General features: G+C 41.5%; 20 protein-coding genes, 17 tRNA genes, 1 rRNA gene and 1 riboswitch. Of the genes, 31 read left to right on the plus strand and 7 right to left on the minus strand.

Annotation, left to right across the window (positions count from 1 at the left end; translation table 11 throughout):
* Positions 1–5 precede the first annotated feature (5 nt).
* The 17 genes from rrf to BMW59_RS20755 all read left to right on the plus strand — a co-directional run bounded on the left by rrf (position 6) and on the right by BMW59_RS20755 (position 1681).
* Positions 6–122 (plus strand): 5S ribosomal RNA (gene rrf / locus BMW59_RS20675).
* Between the two features lie 8 nt (positions 123–130).
* A tRNA-Asn gene (locus tag BMW59_RS20680) sits at positions 131–205 on the plus strand.
* Positions 206–211: 6 nt separating this feature from the next.
* Positions 212–304: transfer RNA gene (locus tag BMW59_RS20685), tRNA-Ser, on the plus strand.
* Between the two features lie 8 nt (positions 305–312).
* Positions 313–387 (plus strand) — tRNA-Glu (locus tag BMW59_RS20690).
* A gap of 21 nt (positions 388–408) precedes the next feature.
* Positions 409–484, plus strand: a tRNA-Val gene (locus BMW59_RS20695).
* Between the two features lie 20 nt (positions 485–504).
* Positions 505–581 (plus strand) — tRNA-Met (locus BMW59_RS20700).
* Between the two features lie 33 nt (positions 582–614).
* Positions 615–690: transfer RNA gene (locus tag BMW59_RS20705), tRNA-Asp, on the plus strand.
* A gap of 24 nt (positions 691–714) precedes the next feature.
* A tRNA-Phe gene (locus BMW59_RS20710) sits at positions 715–790 on the plus strand.
* 8 nt (positions 791–798) lie between these two features.
* Positions 799–874: transfer RNA gene (locus BMW59_RS20715), tRNA-Thr, on the plus strand.
* A gap of 57 nt (positions 875–931) precedes the next feature.
* Positions 932–1016 (plus strand) — tRNA-Tyr (locus BMW59_RS20720).
* Between the two features lie 22 nt (positions 1017–1038).
* Positions 1039–1112: transfer RNA gene (locus BMW59_RS20725), tRNA-Trp, on the plus strand.
* 13 nt (positions 1113–1125) lie between these two features.
* Positions 1126–1201 (plus strand) — tRNA-His (locus BMW59_RS20730).
* 12 nt (positions 1202–1213) lie between these two features.
* Positions 1214–1288, plus strand: a tRNA-Gln gene (locus BMW59_RS20735).
* 9 nt (positions 1289–1297) lie between these two features.
* Positions 1298–1372: transfer RNA gene (locus BMW59_RS20740), tRNA-Gly, on the plus strand.
* A gap of 3 nt (positions 1373–1375) precedes the next feature.
* Positions 1376–1449 (plus strand) — tRNA-Cys (locus BMW59_RS20745).
* A gap of 30 nt (positions 1450–1479) precedes the next feature.
* Positions 1480–1568, plus strand: a tRNA-Leu gene (locus tag BMW59_RS20750).
* A gap of 28 nt (positions 1569–1596) precedes the next feature.
* Positions 1597–1681: transfer RNA gene (locus BMW59_RS20755), tRNA-Leu, on the plus strand.
* A gap of 150 nt (positions 1682–1831) precedes the next feature.
* Here BMW59_RS20755 and BMW59_RS20760 read toward each other — a convergent pair.
* Together BMW59_RS20760 and BMW59_RS20765 are read right to left on the minus strand one after the other, a co-directional pair.
* Positions 1832–2860: a L,D-transpeptidase family protein gene (locus BMW59_RS20760; protein ID WP_093056144.1), complete on the minus strand. Its 1029-nt coding sequence runs from the start codon at positions 2858–2860 to the stop codon at positions 1832–1834.
* 708 nt (positions 2861–3568) lie between these two features.
* Entirely contained in the window at positions 3569–3970 is a 402-nt protein-coding gene (locus tag BMW59_RS20765; RefSeq protein WP_177174460.1) for a YgaP family membrane protein, read from the minus strand.
* A 178-nt stretch (positions 3971–4148) separates the two neighbouring features.
* Between BMW59_RS20765 and BMW59_RS20770 the strand changes: the two genes are divergently transcribed.
* The gene (locus BMW59_RS20770; RefSeq protein WP_093056146.1) at positions 4149–4484 is read left to right on the plus strand and encodes a hypothetical protein; all 336 of its coding nucleotides are present in this window, start codon (positions 4149–4151) and stop codon (positions 4482–4484) included.
* Positions 4485–4529: 45 nt separating this feature from the next.
* Here BMW59_RS20770 and BMW59_RS20775 read toward each other — a convergent pair whose 3' ends face one another.
* From BMW59_RS20775 to BMW59_RS20785, 3 genes are all read right to left on the minus strand, one after another.
* Positions 4530–5537, minus strand: coding sequence for a CAP domain-containing protein (locus BMW59_RS20775; RefSeq protein ID WP_245733254.1), 1008 nt, complete (start codon positions 5535–5537; stop codon positions 4530–4532).
* 235 nt (positions 5538–5772) lie between these two features.
* Entirely contained in the window at positions 5773–6651 is an 879-nt protein-coding gene (locus BMW59_RS20780; RefSeq protein WP_093056148.1) for an SDR family oxidoreductase, read from the minus strand.
* Between the two features lie 22 nt (positions 6652–6673).
* Positions 6674–7060, minus strand: a complete 387-nt coding sequence (locus tag BMW59_RS20785; protein WP_093056150.1) for a DUF302 domain-containing protein — start codon at positions 7058–7060, stop codon at positions 6674–6676.
* A gap of 212 nt (positions 7061–7272) precedes the next feature.
* Here BMW59_RS20785 and BMW59_RS20790 point away from each other — a divergent pair.
* From BMW59_RS20790 to BMW59_RS20825, 8 genes are all read left to right on the plus strand, one after another.
* A tRNA-Gly gene (locus BMW59_RS20790) sits at positions 7273–7346 on the plus strand.
* Between the two features lie 122 nt (positions 7347–7468).
* Positions 7469–8644 (plus strand): tRNA epoxyqueuosine(34) reductase QueG, encoded by a 1176-nt coding sequence (gene queG, locus BMW59_RS20795; RefSeq protein WP_093056152.1) that lies wholly within the window; start codon positions 7469–7471, stop codon positions 8642–8644.
* A 32-nt stretch (positions 8645–8676) separates the two neighbouring features.
* Positions 8677–9210 carry a methylated-DNA--[protein]-cysteine S-methyltransferase gene (locus tag BMW59_RS20800; RefSeq protein ID WP_093056154.1) on the plus strand — a complete coding sequence of 178 codons (534 nt, stop codon included), beginning with the start codon at positions 8677–8679 and terminating at the stop codon, positions 9208–9210.
* A 120-nt stretch (positions 9211–9330) separates the two neighbouring features.
* Positions 9331–10260, plus strand: a complete 930-nt coding sequence (locus tag BMW59_RS20805; protein WP_093056156.1) for an amidase domain-containing protein — start codon at positions 9331–9333, stop codon at positions 10258–10260.
* A gap of 174 nt (positions 10261–10434) precedes the next feature.
* On the plus strand, positions 10435–10959 hold the full coding sequence (locus BMW59_RS20810; protein ID WP_093056158.1) for a hypothetical protein: 525 nt from the start codon (positions 10435–10437) through the stop codon (positions 10957–10959).
* An 80-nt stretch (positions 10960–11039) separates the two neighbouring features.
* Positions 11040–11513 carry a tRNA (uridine(34)/cytosine(34)/5-carboxymethylaminomethyluridine(34)-2'-O)-methyltransferase TrmL gene (gene trmL / locus BMW59_RS20815; RefSeq protein WP_093056160.1) on the plus strand — a complete coding sequence of 158 codons (474 nt, stop codon included), beginning with the start codon at positions 11040–11042 and terminating at the stop codon, positions 11511–11513.
* Positions 11514–11843: 330 nt separating this feature from the next.
* Positions 11844–12149 carry an antibiotic biosynthesis monooxygenase family protein gene (locus BMW59_RS20820; protein ID WP_093056162.1) on the plus strand — a complete coding sequence of 102 codons (306 nt, stop codon included), beginning with the start codon at positions 11844–11846 and terminating at the stop codon, positions 12147–12149.
* 90 nt (positions 12150–12239) lie between these two features.
* Positions 12240–12797 (plus strand): DUF5366 family protein, encoded by a 558-nt coding sequence (locus BMW59_RS20825; protein WP_093056164.1) that lies wholly within the window; start codon positions 12240–12242, stop codon positions 12795–12797.
* Between the two features lie 89 nt (positions 12798–12886).
* Here the strand turns inward: BMW59_RS20825 and BMW59_RS20830 are convergent, their stop codons facing one another.
* Complete coding sequence (locus BMW59_RS20830) at positions 12887–14755, minus strand: transglycosylase domain-containing protein (RefSeq protein WP_093056166.1); 1869 nt, start codon at positions 14753–14755, stop codon at positions 12887–12889.
* Between the two features lie 244 nt (positions 14756–14999).
* Between BMW59_RS20830 and BMW59_RS20835 the strand changes: the two genes are divergently transcribed.
* The 4 genes from BMW59_RS20835 to sinI all read left to right on the plus strand — a co-directional run bounded on the left by BMW59_RS20835 (position 15000) and on the right by sinI (position 19600).
* Positions 15000–16895: a PrkA family serine protein kinase gene (locus BMW59_RS20835; protein WP_093056168.1), complete on the plus strand. Its 1896-nt coding sequence runs from the start codon at positions 15000–15002 to the stop codon at positions 16893–16895.
* A 184-nt stretch (positions 16896–17079) separates the two neighbouring features.
* Complete coding sequence (gene lepB, locus BMW59_RS20840; RefSeq protein WP_093056169.1) at positions 17080–17676, plus strand: signal peptidase I; 597 nt, start codon at positions 17080–17082, stop codon at positions 17674–17676.
* Between the two features lie 169 nt (positions 17677–17845).
* Positions 17846–19009, plus strand: a complete 1164-nt coding sequence (gene yhbH, locus BMW59_RS20845; RefSeq protein WP_093056171.1) for a sporulation protein YhbH — start codon at positions 17846–17848, stop codon at positions 19007–19009.
* Positions 19010–19358: 349 nt separating this feature from the next.
* Positions 19359–19450, plus strand: a riboswitch (cyclic di-GMP riboswitch).
* A gap of 27 nt (positions 19451–19477) precedes the next feature.
* Positions 19478–19600, plus strand: coding sequence for a DNA-binding anti-repressor SinI (sinI, locus tag BMW59_RS21445; RefSeq protein WP_230897538.1), 123 nt, complete (start codon positions 19478–19480; stop codon positions 19598–19600).
* A 152-nt stretch (positions 19601–19752) separates the two neighbouring features.
* On the opposite strand, the gene BMW59_RS20850 is transcribed toward sinI, so the two are convergent.
* The gene (locus tag BMW59_RS20850) at positions 19753–20472 is read right to left on the minus strand and encodes a GntR family transcriptional regulator (RefSeq protein ID WP_093056173.1); all 720 of its coding nucleotides are present in this window, start codon (positions 20470–20472) and stop codon (positions 19753–19755) included.
* A gap of 260 nt (positions 20473–20732) precedes the next feature.
* Here BMW59_RS20850 and BMW59_RS20855 point away from each other — a divergent pair, with 260 nt between their 5' ends.
* Positions 20733–22079 carry a 6-phospho-alpha-glucosidase gene (locus tag BMW59_RS20855; protein ID WP_093056175.1) on the plus strand — a complete coding sequence of 449 codons (1347 nt, stop codon included), beginning with the start codon at positions 20733–20735 and terminating at the stop codon, positions 22077–22079.
* Positions 22080–22153: the final 74 nt, after the last annotated feature.

Here is a 22153-nt window from a genome sequence, read left to right on the forward strand (position 1 = left end):
ATATGTCCAGTGACGATCGCGGAGAGGTCACACCCGTTCCCATGCCGAACACGGAAGTTAAGCTCTCCAGCGCCGATGATAGTTGGGGGCTCTCCCCCTGTGAAAGTAGGACGTCGCTGGGCACCATTATTCCACAGTAGCTCAGTGGTAGAGCAATCGGCTGTTAACCGATCGGTCGTAGGTTCGAATCCTACCTGTGGAGCCATTTTATGGAGAGCTGTCCGAGAGGTCGAAGGAGCACGATTGGAAATCGTGTAGGCGGTTTAAACCCGTCTCGAGGGTTCGAATCCCTCGCTCTCCGCCAGAAAAAATGGCCCGTTGGTCAAGTGGTTAAGACACCGCCCTTTCACGGCGGTAACACGGGTTCGAATCCCGTACGGGTCACCATTTTAATCAAAACACAGTTATGGAGGATTAGCTCAGTTGGGAGAGCATCTGCCTTACAAGCAGGGGGTCGGCGGTTCGAGCCCGTCATCCTCCACCATAGTGTATATATATTATCGTCGCGGGGTGGAGCAGTCTGGTAGCTCGTTGGGCTCATAACCCAAAGGTCGGTGGTTCAAATCCGCCCCCCGCAACCAATTTATATCTAAATACATAATATAACACCATGAGGTCCCGTGGTGTAGCGGTTAACATGCCTGCCTGTCACGCAGGAGATCGCGGGTTCGATTCCCGTCGGGACCGCCATTAATATTTTATAAGATTTACTGAGGCTCGGTAGCTCAGTCGGTAGAGCAACGGACTGAAAATCCGTGTGTCGGCGGTTCGATTCCGTCCCGAGCCACCATTTTGAGTGCTGGCCTAGCTCAATTGGTAGAGCAACTGACTTGTAATCAGTAGGTTGGGGGTTCAAGTCCTCTGGCCAGCACCATTCAATTTTACTATTGACTAATTAGTAATCTTTTTGTAATATATAATATGTTGTTACGGAGGGGTAGCGAAGTGGCTAAACGCGGCGGACTGTAAATCCGCTCCCTCAGGGTTCGGGAGTTCGAATCTCTCCCCCTCCACCATTTACTTCATTAAGCTATACTTAGGGGCATAGTTTAATGGTAAAACGAAGGTCTCCAAAACCTTTGATGCGGGTTCGATTCCTGCTGCCCCTGCCAATTGAAAACTATGGCGGTTGTGGCGAAGTGGTTAACGCACCGGATTGTGGTTCCGGCATTCGTGGGTTCGATTCCCATCAGCCGCCCCATTTATATATTTTAGGCCCATAGCCAAGCGGTAAGGCATCGGATTTTGATTCCGTGATTCGCAGGTTCGAATCCTGCTGGGCCTGCCAGTTTAATATGCGGGAATAGCTCAGTGGTAGAGCACCACCTTGCCAAGGTGGGGGTCGCGGGTTCGAATCCCGTTTCCCGCTCCAGAAGGCGGCATAGCCAAGTGGTAAGGCAGAGGTCTGCAAAACCTTTATCACCGGTTCAAATCCGGTTGCCGCCTCCATTTTTTTATATTCTATAATGTTCTTGTAATGCCGGGGTGGTGGAATTGGCAGACACACAGGACTTAAAATCCTGCGGTAAGTGATTACCGTGCCGGTTCAAGTCCGGCCCTCGGCACCAGACAACTTTAATATACTTATTTTGATGTGCCGGTGTGGCGGAATTGGCAGACGCGCACGACTCAAAATCGTGTTCCTTCGGGAGTGCCGGTTCGACCCCGGCCACCGGTACCATACATACAACAAAGCTTCTCACTTATGTGAGAGGCTTTTTTTAATCCAGCAATCTTCACTGTTTCCACATACTGATTAAACTAGTACCAGAGATCCGCTCACTAGCCAATCCATTATAAAAATCCCCCTTCAAATAAAGGGGGATTGTCGTTATTTTAAAGCTTTCCAAGTTTGTGGACCGACGATTCCGTCTACGCTTAGCTTTTTATCACGTTGAAATTTCCTGACCGCATTATTTGTCTCCGGGCCGAAGATGCCATCGACGGATGTAATTTTGTATCCTTTTTGCCTCAATGATTTTTGCAGTTCAGTGACAGCTGCCCCGCGGCTTCCTTGTCTGATAGTGGCTTGCTGAACCTGGGAAGCAGAAGTGCTGCCAGAATTCTTTTTAGCAGTGGATGACTTGGTTCCTGTAGTTTTACTGTTATAAACAGCTGTTCTTGTCTGAGGTCCAACCACCCCGTCTACAGCCAGCTTTTTATCTTTCTGGAACTTCTTAACAGCTGATTCTGTGCCTGGTCCGAAGATGCCGTCAACCCCTCTAGTATTATAACCAAGTTTGGTCAATTGCTCCTGAAGTTGTTTTACACTCGTTCCTCTACTTCCCCGCCGCAGTGTTACGGCTGAAGTGACAGGAACAGAACTGCTTTTTCCATCAAGTGAATAGCCGTTAGCTTTTGCAATAGAATTGAACGATTTTGAGGACGAGACAATGACCACTGGAGTATTTACTTTAACTTTGTCATACAGCCACTTAACTTCATTATTGTGCATGCGTACACATCCTGCGCTGGCGTAAGTGCCTATGGATGAGGAATTATTATTGCCGTGGATCGCATAGGTGTTGCCATTTGTACCGTTCGCATTGATACCGAGCCAGCGGTTTCCTAAAGGATTCGACGGGTGGCCTCCAGGGATGTTTCCTTTATAGTAAGGACGGTTAATAATTTTATTGACAATTCTAAAATTCCCTTCTGGCGTGAGGTTTGCAGACCTTCCTGTTGCTACACTGAATGTCCGCATATGGGTGTTATTTTCATAGAATGCCAGCTGATTATTAGATTTATTAATAATAATTAACTGATTTGAACTGCTGGAGGCTGCGGCAGAGGGAGGTGGTATAAGCCATACAAAGAATAGTAATCCGGCCAGAAAACAGATTATAATTTTTTTGAACATGTCTCATTCCCCATTTCATTAAGTTACTAATATATATGTGCCAACGGTTGTCCAGTTACCTGGCTGGGAAAAATGCGATTATTCTGACAAATGAGACGACGATCAATCAGTGAATTTTCAGTCTTAAGTTAACCACTTGCGTGCTATTAGCTTATAAGCAGCCTGCGGGCTGCGTCTTCTCTGGTTTCCAGCAGTCTTTAACTTAGTAAGTATAAATAATATGAAAGAGGGGGGAGGAGGGTAAGTTGGCTGAGAAGCTATTAATTAGGTTATCGTACGGTTGCGACTTAGAAGAGAGTCGGCGAACATTTAAGGAGGTGTGTGAAGTATAACCGGATTACAAAAAATCAGACGTAAATGACAGGGAACAGTGATAAAAATGATTACTTAGTACTTCTAAAGCATCAATCCCTTTAGTGTGGGTAATCTTATTAACAAAAATACTGCCATCTGACTTAAAAAAACCTGAAATACTTACATTTTCCTCACCTTCTTTCCTTTCTTCTATACTTAAATTATACTATTTATTCCAAATATTAGCTATATAGATTGGTTATACAAAGTTCGACAATCGGCTGTTTATATAGCAGGCTGGAGGGTGAATATGCTTTTTATTTGTTAGCCGTGGGGATCAAACGAAAAAAGAGAACCACTACCTGTTCAAGGGTTATGGTTCTCTTTCTTAAAACTTTTTAGAAATATTAATTTTTAATGGAAATCGCCTCTAAGTTCTTTTAAAGCATTTTTTTCTTCCTGAATTTCAGCCTCAGTTCTGACGCCGGCTCTTCTAATAACCGAGAGCGGAGGGCACCAGCCTTGAAGAGCGTGCTGCAATAAAAATCCTCCTACAATGCCGGGGAGTATATTCCACTTTCTGCTTACAGTTGCGCCGAGAATACTGCCTGCAATGACAAGGCTTGCCGCATTGGCTTCCAGAACTCTTTCTGTATCCCACTCCTGATCTAATTCTTCTAAGCGACCCGAAATTTCCTCAGGACTCTTATTTTTATAATAGTCGACGTTCTGCTGAATCTGTTCTTTGACTTCCAAATTAATTTCTTCTTTAGTATGCTTTTTCACCCTTTTATTTGTAGCCGGTAAATCTGCCATTATTATCACTCTCCTGTAAAAGATAACTTGGAGGTCTGTTACCCGTATATGTATTACATTTAAACTTATTTTTCAAAATCTGTATTTAATGAGAAGGTTAAAATACGATTAATCCTTAAATTTCTTTCTGTTATAAGCTAAAATAAAAAAGATAATAAAGAAAAGAGGACAGTAAGAAATGGTTATTTATGATTTACTTTTAATCATCACCGGCATAATTATCGGTGTTATCGCAGCCGATCCGCTGAAGAAGCTATTTACGGGTGGCTACAAAGAGGAGAAGAGGCAAAAAAAACGGGTGAAACTGCTTCTTTATCTGCGGGAAGAAGCTTCACGTGAAAAGCTTACTGCCCCGGTTCTCGCTGATAAAGTATTCAAAGGAAAAGAAGACGGGGAAACAGTTCATCAATTATTAGAGGAAATTGAGAAGACCGGATTTATTAAAAGCCTTAAAACTGGAGATAATGACTGGAAAAAACAGAAATGGTTTTTTAACAAGAAAAAAATGAGCTGAGATATCAAACGGGCATGTACCTCTCATGGTACATGCCCGTCTCCTTTATCTGCTTATGAACATCTGTGTCCAGTGGTTGCCGGCCGGCTCATATCCCACACCTATATGAGTGTAATTCGGGTTCAGTATATTTTGACGGTGCCCCGGACTATTCATCCACGCTTGTACGACTTCTTCAGGGGATCTTTGGCCTTGGGCTATATTTTCACCAGCGGCATTATAAGTAATCCCGTGGTCTCTGATCATATCAAATGGCGATCCATAAGTTGGACTTGTGTGAGAGAAGTAATTATTTTGCTGCATATCTGTCGATTTTCGGCGTGCCACATTGCTTAATTCCACGTCTGCCTGGAGTTCTGACAAGCCTGCTTCTCTGCGGTGATTATTTGTCAGTTCAATGACACGACGTTCTTCCTGGCGAAGTCCTTGCGTTTGCTGCTGAGTTTCTGCCTGGCGGGGCTCTTCTGTCTGCTGTTGCTGAGGCTGTTCTGCCTGTTGTGTCCCCGGTTGCTGCTGCTGAGGCTGCTCTGCTTGTTGGGTTCCAGGTTGCTGTTGCTGAGGCTGCTCTGCTTGTTGGGTTCCAGGTTGCTGTTGCTGAGGCTGCTCTGCCTGCTGAGGTTCTTCCGGCTGTTGTTCTGGAGCGGCCTCTTCAGGACTGGCTTCAGGGGCTTGCTGCCTTTGCGGGATTTCAAGTTCGATACGCTCTTGTCCTCCACGTTGCAAGTGTTCTCTTAATTGCTGTTCAAGAGCATTCAGGTCTACTGCACTCAAATCGAGATCCAGGTCATAAAGGTCTTCCAAGTGAAATTGTGCTGGATCAATTTCAAATTCAAAGACCGCATCCTGGATTTTAACTGCTCTCGTATGCGGAAAACTGTGGCTCGGTATATCTGTTGATTCAGCAGATAAATAAAACGAGTCCGCCTGCCCGCCGCGGTGAGGGCTGGCTTCATGTCCTCCCATATCCATGGCGTTCTGGTTATCCACATTGCAGCCAATAGCCATGAATGTCGTTAAACAGACAAAACAAATTAATATGAGTTTATTTTTCATCCATCTCTCTCCTTATTTTAAACGATTAGTCTTATCGTCTCTCTGTTCGGGAGAAATTATAGATGGAAAAAAACGTTACTTTTAAAGAAAAGATTATACCATAAATCCGTCTGTGTTCTTTTTGATTACTTCGTTCCACTGGTGAGCTGAAAAAATAACAAATCATTTTTCAATAAAAAAACGCCTATTCCTTCAGAAAGGAACAGGCGCTCTAATTTAAATTCGTTATCTTTTTTTAACCATTTACGATTTTCCCGCCGTTAATATGAATAACCTGCCCGGACATGTAAGAAGAATCTTCGGAAGCGAGATGAACATAAGCTGGCGCTAATTCTACTGGTTGTCCCGGTCTTCCCATAGGACTGTCCGTACCAAATTCAGCCACTTTATCTGCAGGGAAGGAGGCAGGAATTAGAGGGGTCCAGATAGGTCCTGGGGCTACTCCGTTGACTCTGATTCCTTCTGAAACCATGTTTTCAGATAAAGAGCGTGTCAAGGCGAGAAGAGCACCTTTTGTAGCAGAGTAGTCCATGAGTACAGGCATGCCCTCATAAGCAACAACGGATACGGTGTTAATAATGGTACTGCCTTCTCTTAAATGGGGTTTGGCAGCTTTAATAAAATGAAAAGCTCCGTAAATATTTGTTTTAAATGTTCTGTCAAACTGCTCTAGCGAAATATCCTCAATGTTTTCCTGGAAATGCTGTTCAGCTGCATTGTTGATCAGGCAGTCAAGCTGTCCGAAATGATCCACAGTCTTTTTGACAGCTGAGAAACAGAAGGCTTCTTCCCCAACATCTCCCGGAATGAGCAGACATTCACCATTATACTTTTCTACAAGGGCTTTTGTTTTTTGGGCATCTTCATGCTCGTCTGCATAAATGATGGAAAGTTTTGCGCCTTCTTTAGCGAAGGCTACTGCGACGGCACGGCCGATGCCGCTGTCACCGCCTGTCAGGATCACTACTTTATCCTGTAATTTCCCAGTTCCTTTATATTCAGGATCATCGTAAATTGGTTCAGGGTTCATTTCACTTTCAAATCCCGGTTGTCTTTGTTGCATCTGTTTAGGTTGTCCATCTTGCTGCTGCTTGTTTATATCAGAAAATTTCATTCTTTCACCTCAACTTAAAAATTTATTTCGCTTTTTCTAAACAGTTGATCATTCGTTTTTCTACATCATTGGCCAATTTATGCACCTCAGTGTCATCAATAAAATCCATTAAAGTTGAAGGCTGAGGCATACCTGCGTATGTTTTTCCCTCATCTTCATAAACAACAACTTTACAAGGAAGGAAGTAACCGGCTAGTTTGGAGTGTCCGAGTATCTCCTGGGCATCTTTAGGGTTGCATACTTCAAGGATATGAAAGTTATCGTTGTAATCGAGTCCTTTTTCCTGAAGCTTTTCTTTCACATTGAAGGACCAGAGGACCCCGAATCCTTCTTCTTTTAACTCACCTTCAAGTGATTCCATAAGTTCTACCGGCTTTTTGCTGCTTTCAACAGTATAATCAAAGCTCATTTTATTCACCTCCGAATAATTTTAACCATCACGGTATATGTATTACCTAAAATTGCTGATTAATAACGTATTATTGGAAAACTAACTACTTTTTCCGTAACTTTAACTTATGGATCCGTCACATTGACTTATGAAAAGGAGGGGAGTAGAATAAATAGTGCATTGAGAGGTTGGCGGGCCAGAAAGCCTTAAAAGTCTGTCCATAAGAATAAGCGGGTGTAGTTTAGTGGTAAAACCTCAGCCTTCCAAGCTGATGACGAGGGTTCGATTCCCTTCACCCGCTCCAGTATGACATGATATAATACATAAATTAGGCAATTTTAAAAGTAGTGTTTCTTTTGCCGGGAAACGCTGCTTTTTAGTATTTCATAAAAGTTTTTTATTTTATAACAGAAAGAAGGGAAATCCGTGGCAAATACCCAATTAAAAAAAGAGTTAATTGCATACAGTAAGCTTATAGGTATTGATAAAATTGGTTTTGCTTCGGCTGATCCTTTTGTTACTTTAAAATCTAGGCTGGAAGTTCAGCAAAAGTCAGGGTTTGAGTCAGGGTTTGAAAAAGGGACTATTAAAGAACGGACTGAACCGGACCAGCTGCTTCCGGAAGCAAAAACAATTATTGCTATAGCACTCGCTTATCCGTCTAAAATGAAGGAAGCTCCGAAATCCAAAAAAGGGGAGCGCCGGGGGATTTTTTGCCGGGCTTCCTGGGGGGAAGATTACCACCATATTTTGCGGCGCAAGCTTAAACTCCTGGAAGAGTTCATTCAAAAGCGAGTTCCGTCTTCGAGGAATGTATCTATGGTGGATACAGGAGAACTTTCTGACCGGGCAGTTGCTGAAAGAGCGGGAATCGGATGGAGCGGCAAAAATTGCGCGATCATTACCCCTGAATTTGGTTCTTACGTTTATTTAGGAGAATTGATTACAACAGTTGACATTCCGGACGACCAGCCTTTAACGGATCAGTGCGGCACATGCAATAAATGTGTAGACGCCTGCCCGACAGGGGCCTTAGTTCAGGGGGGCCAGCTGGATTCTAATAAATGCATTGCCTTTTTAACTCAGACGAAAGATTTTCTGCCGGAGCAGTACCGGAAAAAAATCGGAAACAGATTGTACGGATGCGATACTTGCCAGGTTGTCTGCCCGGAGAATAAAGGAAAAGATACTCATAACCATCCGGAAATGGAGCCGGATCCTGAAGTAGTTAAACCGAAACTTGAACCTTTACTGACAATGAGTAACAGGGAATTCAAAAAAACCTTTGGGAATATTTCAGGAGCCTGGAGGGGAAAAAAACCGATTCAGAGAAATGCCATTATAGCCCTGGCCCACTATAAGGAACACTCAGCTCTGCCCCTTTTGTATAAATTGATAAGGGAAGATCCGCGTCCGGTCATACGGGGAACAGCGGCCTGGGCAGCAGCTGAAATATCTCAGGATAATGAGACACTCAGCGAGCTTAAAAGAGCGAAAGAAAGAGAAAATGACTCTGAGGCTGAGTTTGAGATAGATAACGCGCTAAAAAAGCTTAAAATGGATTCAAATCGACTTGGAAAGCATGAGAAAAGTTCAGTATGATATTTTCTAGCTGAACTGAAGGAGGGGCTTTAATGACACTTCGGCCACGTATTTATTACAGTGAAATGGATAGTCCGATTGGTACGCTTACTTTGGCAAAATCTGAAAAAGGTATATGCTTTATTGAATTCGGTTCAGTTAGCAGCGCGTGTGCGTCGATAAAAGCAAAATTGAGAAAGATGCATATAAATGGGGAATTGGCTGAAGACCCGGCTGCTTTGGTCGAAGAGAAACACCAGCTTGCCGAATACTTTTCAGGAGAGAGAAAGACCTTTGATTTACCGCTCGATTTGATCGGCTCGACGTTCCAGAAACTTGTTTGGGAAAAAGTAAAAGACATTCCTTACGGGAGCACTAAATCATACAAGCAAATTGCGAGTGAAATAGGAGCTCCAAAAGCTGTAAGAGCGATTGGCGGAGCAAATAACAAAAACCCAGTCCCAATCATTATTCCATGCCACCGTGTCATTGGTTCTAACGGGGCAATGGTTGGATATGGTGGCGGTTTGGATAAAAAGGAAATATTATTGAGACTTGAAGGAGCTTTTGAAAAACTGACATCTTGATAAACCTCTCTTAATCCCTCATTGCTTTAAGGCAGTGAGGGGTTTTTGCCGTTTATATGAATGAACCTCCCCCTCAGCCGAATAAGTATAGTATGAATGGCTACGGGGAGGGATTGTGCAATGAAAGATATTATGGAGGTTATGAAAAATTATTGGGAAAACAGCTGCTATCCTTATATATCCGGCGGAGAAAAAGCAGAGATAACATTACCTTTTGTAAGGGAAGATGAGGCTGAGGCAGCTGAGAGAAAACTGGCTAATTTAAAACGCCGCGAAGCAAAAATTGTAAAAAATATGGTCGACGGATATATTATTAACCACCACCAGTCCTCTTACAGAACATTACTTGATTACCTTGTGACGCTCGAACATTTTATTTACCATAAAAATAAACCTTATCTTGAAACTCAAATACAGGCGAGAAGAGCTGTCATAGACAACGGAGAATTAATAGATGATTACGTTTTGGAGCCGGACGGCTTTTTTGGCACGTGTGAAAAAGAGTATTTTGAAAATGAAGGACTTAATCAGACACAGTCAAGAGATCATTCTGATGCAGAAATCAGGTTCAGTTATAACAGGCTGGCAGCCGTCAGATACGCAGAAAGATGGTGGAATGATTATAACCCTGCCTACAGGCGATTTGAAAATGATTGTACCAATTATATATCCCAATGTTTAAAGGCGGGAGGAGCTCCTATGCGGGGGCTGCCTGTAAGGAACCAGGGCTGGTGGTATCAGGAGCCCCAGTGGAGCTTTAGCTGGTCAGTTGCCCATTCTTTACGCTGGTATTTAAGCGGTTCAAATAAAGGATTAAGAGCAGTGGAAGTGAACTCCCCCGAAGAACTGATGAAGGGAGATGTCATCTGTTATGATTTTACCGGTGATGACCGGTGGCAGCACACGACTATTGTCGTTGATAAAGATGCGGACTATATGCCGCTCGTCAATGCCCATACGACGAACAGCAGAATGAGGTATTGGGCTTACGAAGACTCTACTGCCTGGACCCCTGAAATCAGATACAAGTTTTTTCATATTACGGGTTAATTTACTTGCTGTGAATGAGAGCTCATTCTTTAGACACTCACATTCAGGGACGCCAGTATGGTATAGTAATAATGGATATTGGCATCTTATTATGGTTATTAATGTCAGGTGAAAGTTCATATAAATTAATTTTGTGAGAATAATAGAACTCTAAAAAGCTGCGGTGTGAAATCTATGATAAAAATCAACTTAGTAAAAACAAGTCTGATAGCTGTCCTACTGTTAATTATGGGTGCTTGTACTCAGGCAGAAAACACACTTTCTCAGGCGAAGCGGGATCTCCCTTTTCCCGTTTTATTTCCTGAAGAGATGCTTGAAGACTGGGACGTAGAAGAAACGGTTTATGAGGACCGGCTTCTCGTAACTACCTTTCATAATAATGAAGAAGGACGCGTCGAACTGATTCAGGACCAGAACATACAAGGCCTTGATTTAGAAGAACTCAGAAACTATGTCCTGTCTAACAGATCTTCTACAGTTCAGGTTCTGGAAAGTAATAAAGTAGTCGAAGTAGAAGATTTTGTTGGAGAGCTGGCTTTTTTCATGGAACCGACTCCAACGGTTCAATATACCTTTGTGCAAAAAAAGGATCTGTTCAGTGAAGTAAATGGAAAGGTCCCTTTTTATCAAGTAATCGGAACAGATATTTCACAAGAAGAATTAAAGCGGTTCATCAGTACGCTGGAAGCTTCAACTTAACATGAAGCTTCTTTCTTTTCGTTTAAGGACATGGTAAGATAGCTTTTGGAAGTTTGAAGAAAAGACAGAGGTGAATACAGGTGGGACTGCACGTTGTTTTACATGAACCGGAAATACCGGCAAATACAGGGAATATTGCCCGGACGTGTGCCGGCACAAATACAGCTTTACATTTAATTCACCCGTTAGGGTTTTCCACGGATGACCGGATGCTGAAAAGAGCCGGGTGCGACTACTGGCCCAATGTAGAAGTTAACCACTATGACTCTATGGAAGAATTAATTGAAAAGTACAGCGAAGGTGAATTTTTTTATATCGAAACCATCGGTACGAAAAATTATTACGAATTTGATTACAGTGACACCGGAAAAGACTATTTTTTTGTTTTTGGAAAAGAAACAAAGGGGCTCCCAAGAGAGTTGACAGAGTCCAATGAAGAGCGCTGTTTCCGTCTTCCTCAAACAGATAAAATCAGATCCCTGAACTTATCTAATACGGCCGCTATTGTCGTTTATGAAGCATTAAGGCAGCAGGCATTTCCGTGTCTGGATTAGTACGCAAGTCTCAAAGACTGAAGAGTAAACTAAAAACCTGTTGTGATTTGTCACAACAGGTTTTTTGCCGTTTTAAGTACTTATTAGTTTTTATGAGGATTAGAATTATAGCCAGCGGTAAATATGGCGACAAGGAATGCCAGGCACACGCCTAAAATCAGGATAAGTCCCATATTAATAAGCCCCCTTTAACAGTATCTGTTTTTCAATATACCATTTTTTTCGCAAGAAAGAAAGGAACAATGCAAAAATCCGCAGGGTTAAGGAAAATCTTTGAAAACCCTCTCTTATGTCGTATAATATGAGATAGTTAAAGGAGGATACGATACTATGTACGTTGTTATGAATGAACTGCATGTGCCTGCAGAAGGGCGTCAAAATGTAGCGGCCCGTTTTGCTGAAAGCGCTGAAAAAATGAAGCAAGTACCAGGTTGTCTTGACTTTATGTTTCTTAACCCGGAAGAAGATGAAAACTTCCAGATCGTCATGACAAAGTGGGCATCGAAAACAGATTACGAAAATTGGGTTAATAGTGACGCTTTTAAACAAGCACATAAGAAAAGAAGAGAAAATCTTGATAAGAGCCCGACCTCCGGAAATAAGATCTATGCTTATGAAGCCGTTCACCATTTATAAGAGCCTGTACGGTAAATGAAAAACCGAGTGCGCGCACTCGGTTTTATTATTTTTGGCATTCTGTAAGACTATGAGGAGCAGGAGTATGACATGAGAAATGCGTATTTAACGAGCCATTTTCCGTTATTTTCTATTATTTTATTCAGTCTTTCGTTTTCTGTTTATAGTGAGAGGCTTATTGTTTCTTATTTAGAGAACATAGGATTGTACACCGGGATGATTGAATTTTTTTCTGAAAGAGGGATTCATTTAACCTTGCTATTTGTTTTATGGCTATTTTTCTTTATGCTTTTTGCAGCCCTCAAACTTATCGCTAATACTGTTAATGAACTCTCCCTTTTGTTTTTTTCGAAAGATGAAGAGGGAGCGGATTTGAAAAAAGTTCGTGCAGGGACGTGGATCTATTTAGCAGGAGGAGTTATTTCCTTAGCCGCTTCACTGGACATTCTTGCTCTGCTTGGTGTATTCTCTCTCACAAGTTTTATTTACTTCATTTATTTTATTTATAAAGTTAGCGCCTCAATATCTTTTTCCGCTATAATAAGTCTCGTATTTTTCCATTTGTTTTTCTGGTTTGCATTCGGTGTTGCAGTCATTTACGCTGTTGTGAAACTTTACAACAGTTTAATTGCAAGCCTTCCGGTTTAAGCCTTTGCGACGTGTGTACCGGCTTCATTGTGAGAGAGGCTCCTCCGTCCAGCCCAAACACTTCTCCGCAGAGTCCTTAAGAGCATTTTTTAATGAAACCCCTTCATAATTTCCCGCCATAAGTTTGTGTGCAGATTGTTCTCGCTTTCCCTGTAAAGGGAGGCGGGCTCATCTTTTCCTATCCACACCCCAGCTGTATATTGGCTGGAAGAACCGATAAACCATAAATCCTGAAAATCGTTGGTTGTCCCTGTTTTTCCTCCAATATAACCTTGTGTGTTAAAACGGGCAGCTCTTCCGGTCCCCTCAGACGTAACCTTTTCCAGCATTTTGTTCATTTTGTTTATCGTCTCTTCATTCCATACTTCTTTACTCGTTTCGGCCCATTTAAACAGTATATCGCCCTCGGCATTTTTAACTGTTTGAATCGCTTTAGGGGGAGTGTATATACCCTTGGCTGCAAAAACGGTATAGGCCTGTGTCATTTCATTCACTGACATGCCCATTGAAAAGCCGCCTAAAGCTGCCGGCAGCCGCTGATCCTCTGACGTGACTCTGCTGAAATCAAAGTTATTTAAATATGAAAAGCTTTCCTCAACACCAACCATATCTAAGATCCTTACGGCCGCTGTGTTATATGAATGCTTAAAAGCCGCTTCAAGAGGAACTTTTCCGTAGACGGCGCCTCCAAAGTTTTGCGGTTCGTAAGACCCTCTTTTGATGGGGCTGGCGTCAATAATTGAGTTAATCCCCGCATTAGTCTCTTCCAGAAACGGGGCAAATACGAGGAGAGGTTTAATAGCTGAGCCCGGCTGGCGAAAGGCTTGAAACCCCCGGTGAAAATCAAATTTATTGTAGGAAGTACCACCAGTGATAGCGACAATCTCGGATGAGTGGTGGTCTATAACTGATACTGCCCCTTGGGTATCCGTGTGAGACAAATGATCATTGACCGTTGAGACTGTATGGGCCTGGATTTCGGGAACAAGAGCTGTTTCAATAGTAATTCCACTCGCCAGTACTTCCTGAACGCGTGCTTTTAAAGAGGCAGTTATGTCTGCACGTTCTTCGTTATTGCCTGACGTCCGCAGACGCTGAGCGTATCCTTCCTCGTGGGAAATAAGCTGTTCAAGTTCATATAAAACATAGGTCACATAATCAGGGTACTGATCTTTCTTTACAAAAGTATGGAGCACAATTTCTTCCTCTAAAGCCGTCTCTAATTCATCATTTTCGAGAAAGCCCTGTTCGTACATTTTTTGCAGGATCCACGCTTTCCGCTCGTGAACAGCCTCTTTGCCAGTTAAAGGATTATAATGGGAAGGATTGTTTGGCACCGCACATAAAAAGGCGATTTGAGCTAACGAAAGGTCCTGTGCAGAGAGGCCGAAGTAATAGTTAGCTGCGGCTTCTATCCCGTATACTCCATTTGAGAAATAGACAGAGTTTATGTATAGTTCCATAATTTCTTCTTTGGAAAAATCACGTTCGATCTGATAAGAATAAAGCAATTCTGACAGCTTGCGTTCGTAGTTTTGAGAATGGGATAAATAGAGGTTTCTTGCTAGCTGCTGAGTAATTGTGCTTCCTCCTTGCTCAATGGATCCGCTTTGTACATTTACCATGAAAGCTCTGGCAATCCCTGACAGATCAAACCCTGGGTGCTCATAGAAAGACTGGTCTTCAGCTGCAACAAATGCATTTACAACGGACGTGGGGATTTTTTCAAATGGAAGCGAAATTCTGTTCTCGCTTGTAAAAACGTCAGAGATGGCATTGCCATGTCTGTCTAGAATAAGACTGTTACTGGAGAGGCGGACATCTTCAAGTGCTACTGACTCTTCAAGGACGTGGTGAAAGGACTGGACAGAAGATAATTCTTTAGTCATCTCCATAAACAGTAAGGAGAAGACACTGATAAAAATTAAAATAAACAAATTTCCGATAAAAATACGCATAATAGCCACAACACTCTCTGATAAGCTTAATACATTTTATTTTACTCTGAATTGGATAGAGGTGGAAGAGAATAGGACAGTTTTTTTGACTGTAACTGATATAATATTTAAAGCTTTGCAAAGGAACTTGGAAAAAGCCGGAGTAAATATTTTCTTGTACTTTTGAACATGGAATTCGGGTTGGACGCATAAGATGAACTATGGCCCATTGGAAAATGATCCTTGATGTTAAGAGGAGGAGATTATGAATATTATAGACAGAATACAGATGCACCGGGAAGAAGAAGAGCGTCTCAAATGGGAAGGGACGTTCGCTGATTACCTGGAAATTTTGCGTGACAGACCGGAAGTGGCTCAGACAGCCCACTCCCGTATTTATAACATGATTAAAGATGCGGGAGTCGTTGAAGAAGATGGAAAGAAACGGTATCTGTTTTTTGAAGACCAGATTTTCGGTTTGGAAGAAGCGGTTGAGAGACTGGTGGAGGAGTATTTTCATTCAGCTGCTAAACGTCTTGATGTTAAGAAACGTATTTTGCTTTTAATGGGGCCGGTCAGTGGTGGTAAATCGACTATTGTAACTATGCTGAAAAGAGGACTTGAGAAATACACCAGGACGGATCGTGGAGCTGTTTATGCGATTAAAGGCTGTCCGATGCACGAAGATCCGTTACACCTTGTTCCCCACCATATGAGAAAAGACTTTCATAAGGAATATGGGATCAGAGTTGAGGGCAACCTTTCACCACTCAATATGATGCGTCTGGAACAGGATTATGATGGAAGAATTGAAGATGTAATGGTAGAAAGAATTTTCTTATCAGAAGACCGCCGGGTGGGTGTTGGTACTTTTAGTCCTTCAGACCCTAAATCTCAGGATATTGCGGATTTAACAGGAAGCATAGATTTTTCCACCATAGCGGAATTCGGCTCAGAATCAGATCCGCGTGCCTACCGGTTTGATGGTGAATTGAATAAAGCGAACCGGGGATTAATGGAGTTTCAAGAGATGTTAAAGTGTGATGAAAAATTCTTATGGCACCTCTTATCTTTAACACAGGAAGGAAATTTTAAAGCCGGCCGTTTTGCGCTTATTTCAGCTGATGAAATGATCGTGGCTCATACAAACGAAGCGGAGTACAAATCATTTATATCCAATAAGAAAAATGAAGCCCTTCACTCACGTATCATTGTTATGCCGATTCCTTATAATCTTAAAGTGAGCGAAGAAGAACGGATTTATAAAAAAATGATTGAGGAGTCGGATATTTCCCATGTTCATATTGCTCCTCACGCCCTTAAAATAGCAGCAACCTTTACCATTTTGACACGTTTAAAAGAGTCCCAGAAAAGCGATGTGGATGTGCTGAAGAAGTTGAAGCTGTATGATGGACAGAATGTCGAAGGCTTTAACGCCCAGGATGTCATAGAGCTGAAAAAAGAGTTTTCCGATGAGGGTATGAACGGGATTGATCCGAGGTATGTTATAAACCGGATTTCTTCAGCTATTATACGTAAAGAAATGACTTCGATTAACGCGCTGGATGTTCTGAGATCTATTAAAGACGGCCTGGATCAGCATGCTTCCATATCGAAAGAGGACCGGGAGCGCTACTTGAACTATATTTCCATCGCCCGCAAGGAATACGATGAGATGGCTAAGAAAGAAGTCCAGAAAGCATTTGTCTATTCATATGAAGAATCGGCCAAAACATTGATGGATAACTATCTTGATAATGTTGAAGCTTACTGCAATAAAAATAAACTTCGGGATCCACTGACAGGGGAAGAAATGAACCCGGATGAGAAACTGATGCGTTCAATTGAAGAACAAATAGGAATATCTGAAAATGCTAAGAAAGCTTTCCGGGAAGAGATTTTAATCAGAATTTCGGCCTATGCGCGCAAAGGAAAGAAATTTGACTATCATTCGCATGACCGTTTGCGGGAAGCCATTCAGAAAAAACTGTTTGCTGACCTTAAAGATGTTGTTAAAATTACGACCTCAACAAAAACTCCTGATGAGAACCAATTGAAGAAAGTAAATGAAGTCATAGCCAGATTAATAGATGAGTACGGCTATAACAGTACGTCGGCAAACGATCTTATCAAGTATGTCGGCAGCCTGCTGAACAGGTGATGGTAAAAGCTGGGGGGTCTGACCCCCCAGCTTTTTACATATACACCTTCACTTTTGCAACGTTTATTACAGTTCCTTAACAAATTTAATTCTTTCTTTATAACTGTTTAAAATAAGAGACTTCTGGTTATATTTTAAAAGGAATAGAGATTTATTTTTGAATAAAGTAACTGGAGGATGAAAAATGAATATGGAAGAAAGGTCTGCAGCAGATATGCCGGAAAAGAAAAAGTCCCAATGGAAAAAGCATGTGTGGGCTCTTACAAAACTCGTAACGGCAGTACTGATTTTTTCATTTGTTATCAAAGGCTTTCTCTTTACAAACTATATTGTCTATGGTCAATCTATGATGCCTACTATCAATGATGGTGAGAGAATTATAGTGAACAAGATTGGTTATGAGGTGGATCAGCCCAACCGGTTTGACCTTATAATTTTTCATGCGACTGAAGACTCAGATTATATTAAACGTGTCATAGGTTTACCTGGAGATGAACTTTATTATGAGGATGATATCCTCTACATTAACGGTGAGGCACAGGAAGAGGACTTTCTGGATTCTTATAAGGAAGAGCATGATAATGGCTTATTTACAGAAGATTTTACTTTGGAAGAGATGACCGGAGAAACTGAAGTACCTGAAGGCCACGTGTTTGTGCTCGGAGATAATCGGCAAAACAGTATTGACAGCCGCCATATAGGTTTTGTGGAAGCAGAGAAAATCGTAGGAAAGGCAAATGCTGCTTTCTGGCCGCCTAAAAATATCCGCTTCCTTTCCTAGTTGAAAAGCCTCAGCGCCTAAAAAGCGCTGAGGCTTTTTCTTCATCCTGCCAAATTGCCTGTCCAATTTTCAGAATTTTAGTCAACTCGCTGTCCATCTTGCATAGTATAAAGTAAGCTTTAAAAGTTGGAAAAGGCTAACAGTAACAAAAAAGAAGGAGGGAATGCGGATGACAAACTATTCAGGGAAAAATTTCGTTGTCTCTCAGGAAAATTGGTCCCTCCATCGGAAAGGCTACCAGGATCAGCAGCGCCATCAGGAGAAAGTCCAGGATGCGATTCAAAAGAATCTGCCTGACTTGGTCAGTGAGGAAAGCATCGTTATGTCAAACGGTCGTGATGTGATTAAAGTTCCCATCCGTTCCTTAGATGAATATAAGATTCGCTATAATTATGATAAGAATAAACATGTAGGCCAGGGGAACGGAAAAAGCAAGGTCGGTGATGTTGTTGCCCGGGAGCCGGGCGGTCAGAAAGCACCTGGAAAAGGAGAAGGGGCCGGAGATCAGGCAGGCGAAGATTATTACGAAGCTGAAGTATCTATTTCTGAATTGGAAACAATGCTGTTTAAAGAGCTGGAACTGCCAAATTTGCAACAAAAAGAAGAAGACAACATCGTAATAGAAGAAATTGAATTTAATGATATCAGGAAAAAAGGGTTAATGGGAAATGTGGATAAGAGAAGGACAATTCTTGAGGCACTCAAAAGAAATGCGATGAGCGGAATCCCTAACGTGAGCCCAATATTAAACGATGATTTACGGTTTAAAACGTGGGAAGAGAAAATTAAGCCAGAGTCAAAAGCAGTTGTATTGGCGATGATGGATACTTCAGGAAGCATGGGACGTTTTGAAAAGTATATGGCAAGAAGCTTTTTCTTCTGGATGACCAGATTTTTACGTACAAAGTATGAAACGGTGGACATTGTATTCATTGCCCATCACACTGAGGCTAAGAGAGTGTCAGAGGACGACTTCTTTATGAAAGGGGAAAGCGGAGGTACCATTTGTTCTTCAGCCTACAGAAAAGCACTGGAAGTTATCGATAAAGATTATCCGCCTTCACTGTACAATATTTATCCGTTCCATTTCTCTGATGGTGACAATCTTACGTCAGACAATCAGCGGTGCCTGAAATATGTTCATGAATTAATGGAAATGGCCAGTCTCTTCGGGTATGGAGAAGTTAATCAGTATAACCGACCGTCCACCCTGATGAGCGTCTATAAAAACATTCAGGATCCAAGGTTCCGCCATTATGTTCTTCGCGAGAAATCAGACGTTTACAGATCACTTAAGTGGTTTTTTCAAAAAGAAGATGCCCTGGTAAATTAATAATTTTCAGATGCGGCTGCCGGAGAGCGGGGCCGCATCTGTTTATAGTGTTGCTGCTATTTACACCGGGGGAAATGTTTTAGATATACCCAGAACTTAAAACTTATTGAATAAATAATATAAATATTAATTCTATTCAGTTTTTTAGGACTAAATACTCATTTACAAATACTAGAAATAAACATAAGCTTTAGGTAATTAATTCTTAATAAAGAACATTTTGGAGAGAGGGGGAAGGCATTAACTTACAAATTTCGACTTTTATAGCAGTGTGCCTCTTAAATTGGAACTTTTCGTTCATTATGTTGAACAGATCTGAGGAGTAGGTAAGATGAAATTAAAACTGCTCATTCAGAAAGGGCAAACCTATTGAAAGGTAGGGACGCAAAGCTGTGGGTCTAAGGGAGCGGGTGATTTTCCTATGACTGCATAGCCGCCTCATTGACGCAGTATAAGGAGGACAACCTTATGCTGAGTATGCCAAAAGATGAAAAGATGGATAAAGAATGGGTGGCCCTTATTGAAGCTGCACGCAAATTAGGACTGACTCCAGCAGATATAAGATTTTTCTTAAACAAAAGAAGCTTATAGGCGGCAGTATTTTTTGGGGGAGTAAAAGGCTGTGGAAGACAGGTTCCTGAGTGAAGGCGCCTTTAATTTTAAGATATATCATTAAAATGATAAAAAAGACCTTCTTATCCGGTTATAAGAAGGTTTTTTTGATTCCCTGGCTACTCTTTAGTTTATAATTGTCTGTTTGCCACAATAGTAAATTTATATTCATCACTTTTAAAATAAATATCTGTATATTCGAAGGTCGTTTCATCAGTAAGAGTTGAAAAGAGCTGAACTTTAATAATAGGTATCGATTCTTTTAAATGAAGCAAACTCCTTATTTCCTCGTCCGGCATCAGCGGCAGTACTTCTTGAAAGCTTTCCTTTATGTTCATCTGTTTAACTTTCTCAATATACTCGTATTTAGACCCTTCCATAAGCTCATATGACAAGTCGGGGAACAGCTTTACAGGCAGATACGTATCTTCGACTACGAGCGGGGTCTCTTCAACATACCGCTGCCTCCTGACAAAAAATACTTCCTCCCCATCCTCCAGCCCGAGGATCTGCTGAATACGCGCATCAGGCTTAGTTAACGAAAAAGTCAGGACTTTATTTCTGGTCGGCTTGTTTAAAGCATGCATTTCTTCAGTAAATCCTTTAAGAGAATATATATTATGTTCAAATTTATTATCACTTACATACGTTCCGCTACCCTGGATTTTATATAACAAGCCTTCCTGTACAAGTAATTTAATTGCCTGGCGAATAGTGACCCGGCTCACACCGTAAGTTTTAGAAAGTTTAGCTTCCGTAGGGATTGCTTCCCCTTTTAACCATGTTTCTTTTGTTATTTCCTCTTTCATTTGATTGGCAATTTGTCTATATAAAGGAGATCCGCTTTTCATTATGAACACCCCGCTGTCTATATTTGTATTAATTAATATTAATTTAAGCATATAGCAGATACTTGTCAGATTCAATTCTATTAATTTTATAATTTGAAATTTAGTTATAAACCCTTGTTAATAACGGTTTTCAGAATGTGCAGGAGAACATTAATAATTTTTTTATGAAAAATGTGTTGACGCTTTCATATATAAGTATTATATTTGTATTAACAAATTAAACATACAAATATAATACAAATAAAATGGAGGAATGACAAATGAAGCGTCAGAACTTAGTAGTTGTCGGTGGAGGAAGCACTTATACTCTCGGGATGATTATGAGCTTGATAGAGGAGAAAGAAAACTTTCCTCTTAAATCCATTACTTTTTATGACACAAATGCCGAGCGGCAGGAGAAAATTGCAAAAGCGACTGAAGTAATCCTAAGGGAAAAGTATCCGGAACTGGAATCTTTCCACTACACAACAGATAAAGAGGAAGCTTATACAAACGCTGATTTTGCTTTTGTACAAATTAGAACAGGCGGCCTTCAAATGCGCGAAAAAGATGAGCAGATCCCGCTTAAATATGAAGCTGTTGGCCAGGAAACATGCGGACCGGGAGGAATGGCTTACGGGCTCCGTTCTATTGGAGAAATGATTGACGTTGTGAACGATATCCGCACCTACGCACCGGAGGCGTGGATTTTAAATTATACAAATCCGGCAGCAATCGTAGCAGAAGCGCTCAGAAGAGAGTTCCCGGACGATAACAAAATATTGAACATTTGCGATATGCCTGCGGCTATTATGGTAAGTTACGCGAAAATCCTTGGAAAAGAAATTTGGGATCTGGTTCCTGAATACTTTGGTTTAAATCATTTCGGATGGTTCACTAATATTTATGATAAAGAAGGAAACAAGCTTACTGATGATATTAAAAGAGCCATCACTGAGGACGGTTTTATCCCTGAAGATTCAGAGATTGTAAACGATCCTTCCTGGATTAAAACTTTTAAACAGGTGGAAACGATGCTGAATGATTTCCCTGACTATTTGCCAAATACGTACCTTCAATATTATCTTTACCCGTCAGACATGGTAGAAAAAGAGGACATGGATAATACACGTGCACGCCAGGTTATTAATGGACGGGAAAAACGTGTTCATACGATGAGCGACCAGATTATAAAAGACCAGTCTACTGAAAATGTTGATCTGGAAGTGGATATCCACGGCTGTTATATGATTCGGGTCGCGGCATCACTCGCCTACAATAATAGGGATACGTTCATTGTTATAGTTAAGAATGAAGGAATTATTTCCAACTTACAGGAAGATGCGATGGTCGAAGTTCCCGCAGCGCTAACGAGCAGAGGTCCAAAGCCATTGGCAGTGGGAGAAATCCCGACCTTCCAGAAAGGATTGATAGAAGGACAGCTTGCATTTGAAAAACTGGTGGTCGACGCCTGGTATGAAAAAGATTACAACAAATTGCTGCAGGCGTTAACATTGAACAGGACGGTTGTAGATGCACCAAAAGCAAGAAAAATTCTCGATGATCTTATCGCTGAAAATAAAGAGTATTGGCCTGAACTGAAACAGTTGGAAACGGTTGAAGTGTAAGTAATAAATGAGGGAGCGCCAGGAACATATTTTCCAGCCTCCCTTTCTTTCCATAAAATTGATAACGCTTTTAT

The sequence above is a fragment of the Salipaludibacillus aurantiacus genome, assembly GCF_900111295.1.
GTDB lineage: Bacteria > Bacillota > Bacilli > Bacillales > Salisediminibacteriaceae > Salipaludibacillus > Salipaludibacillus aurantiacus.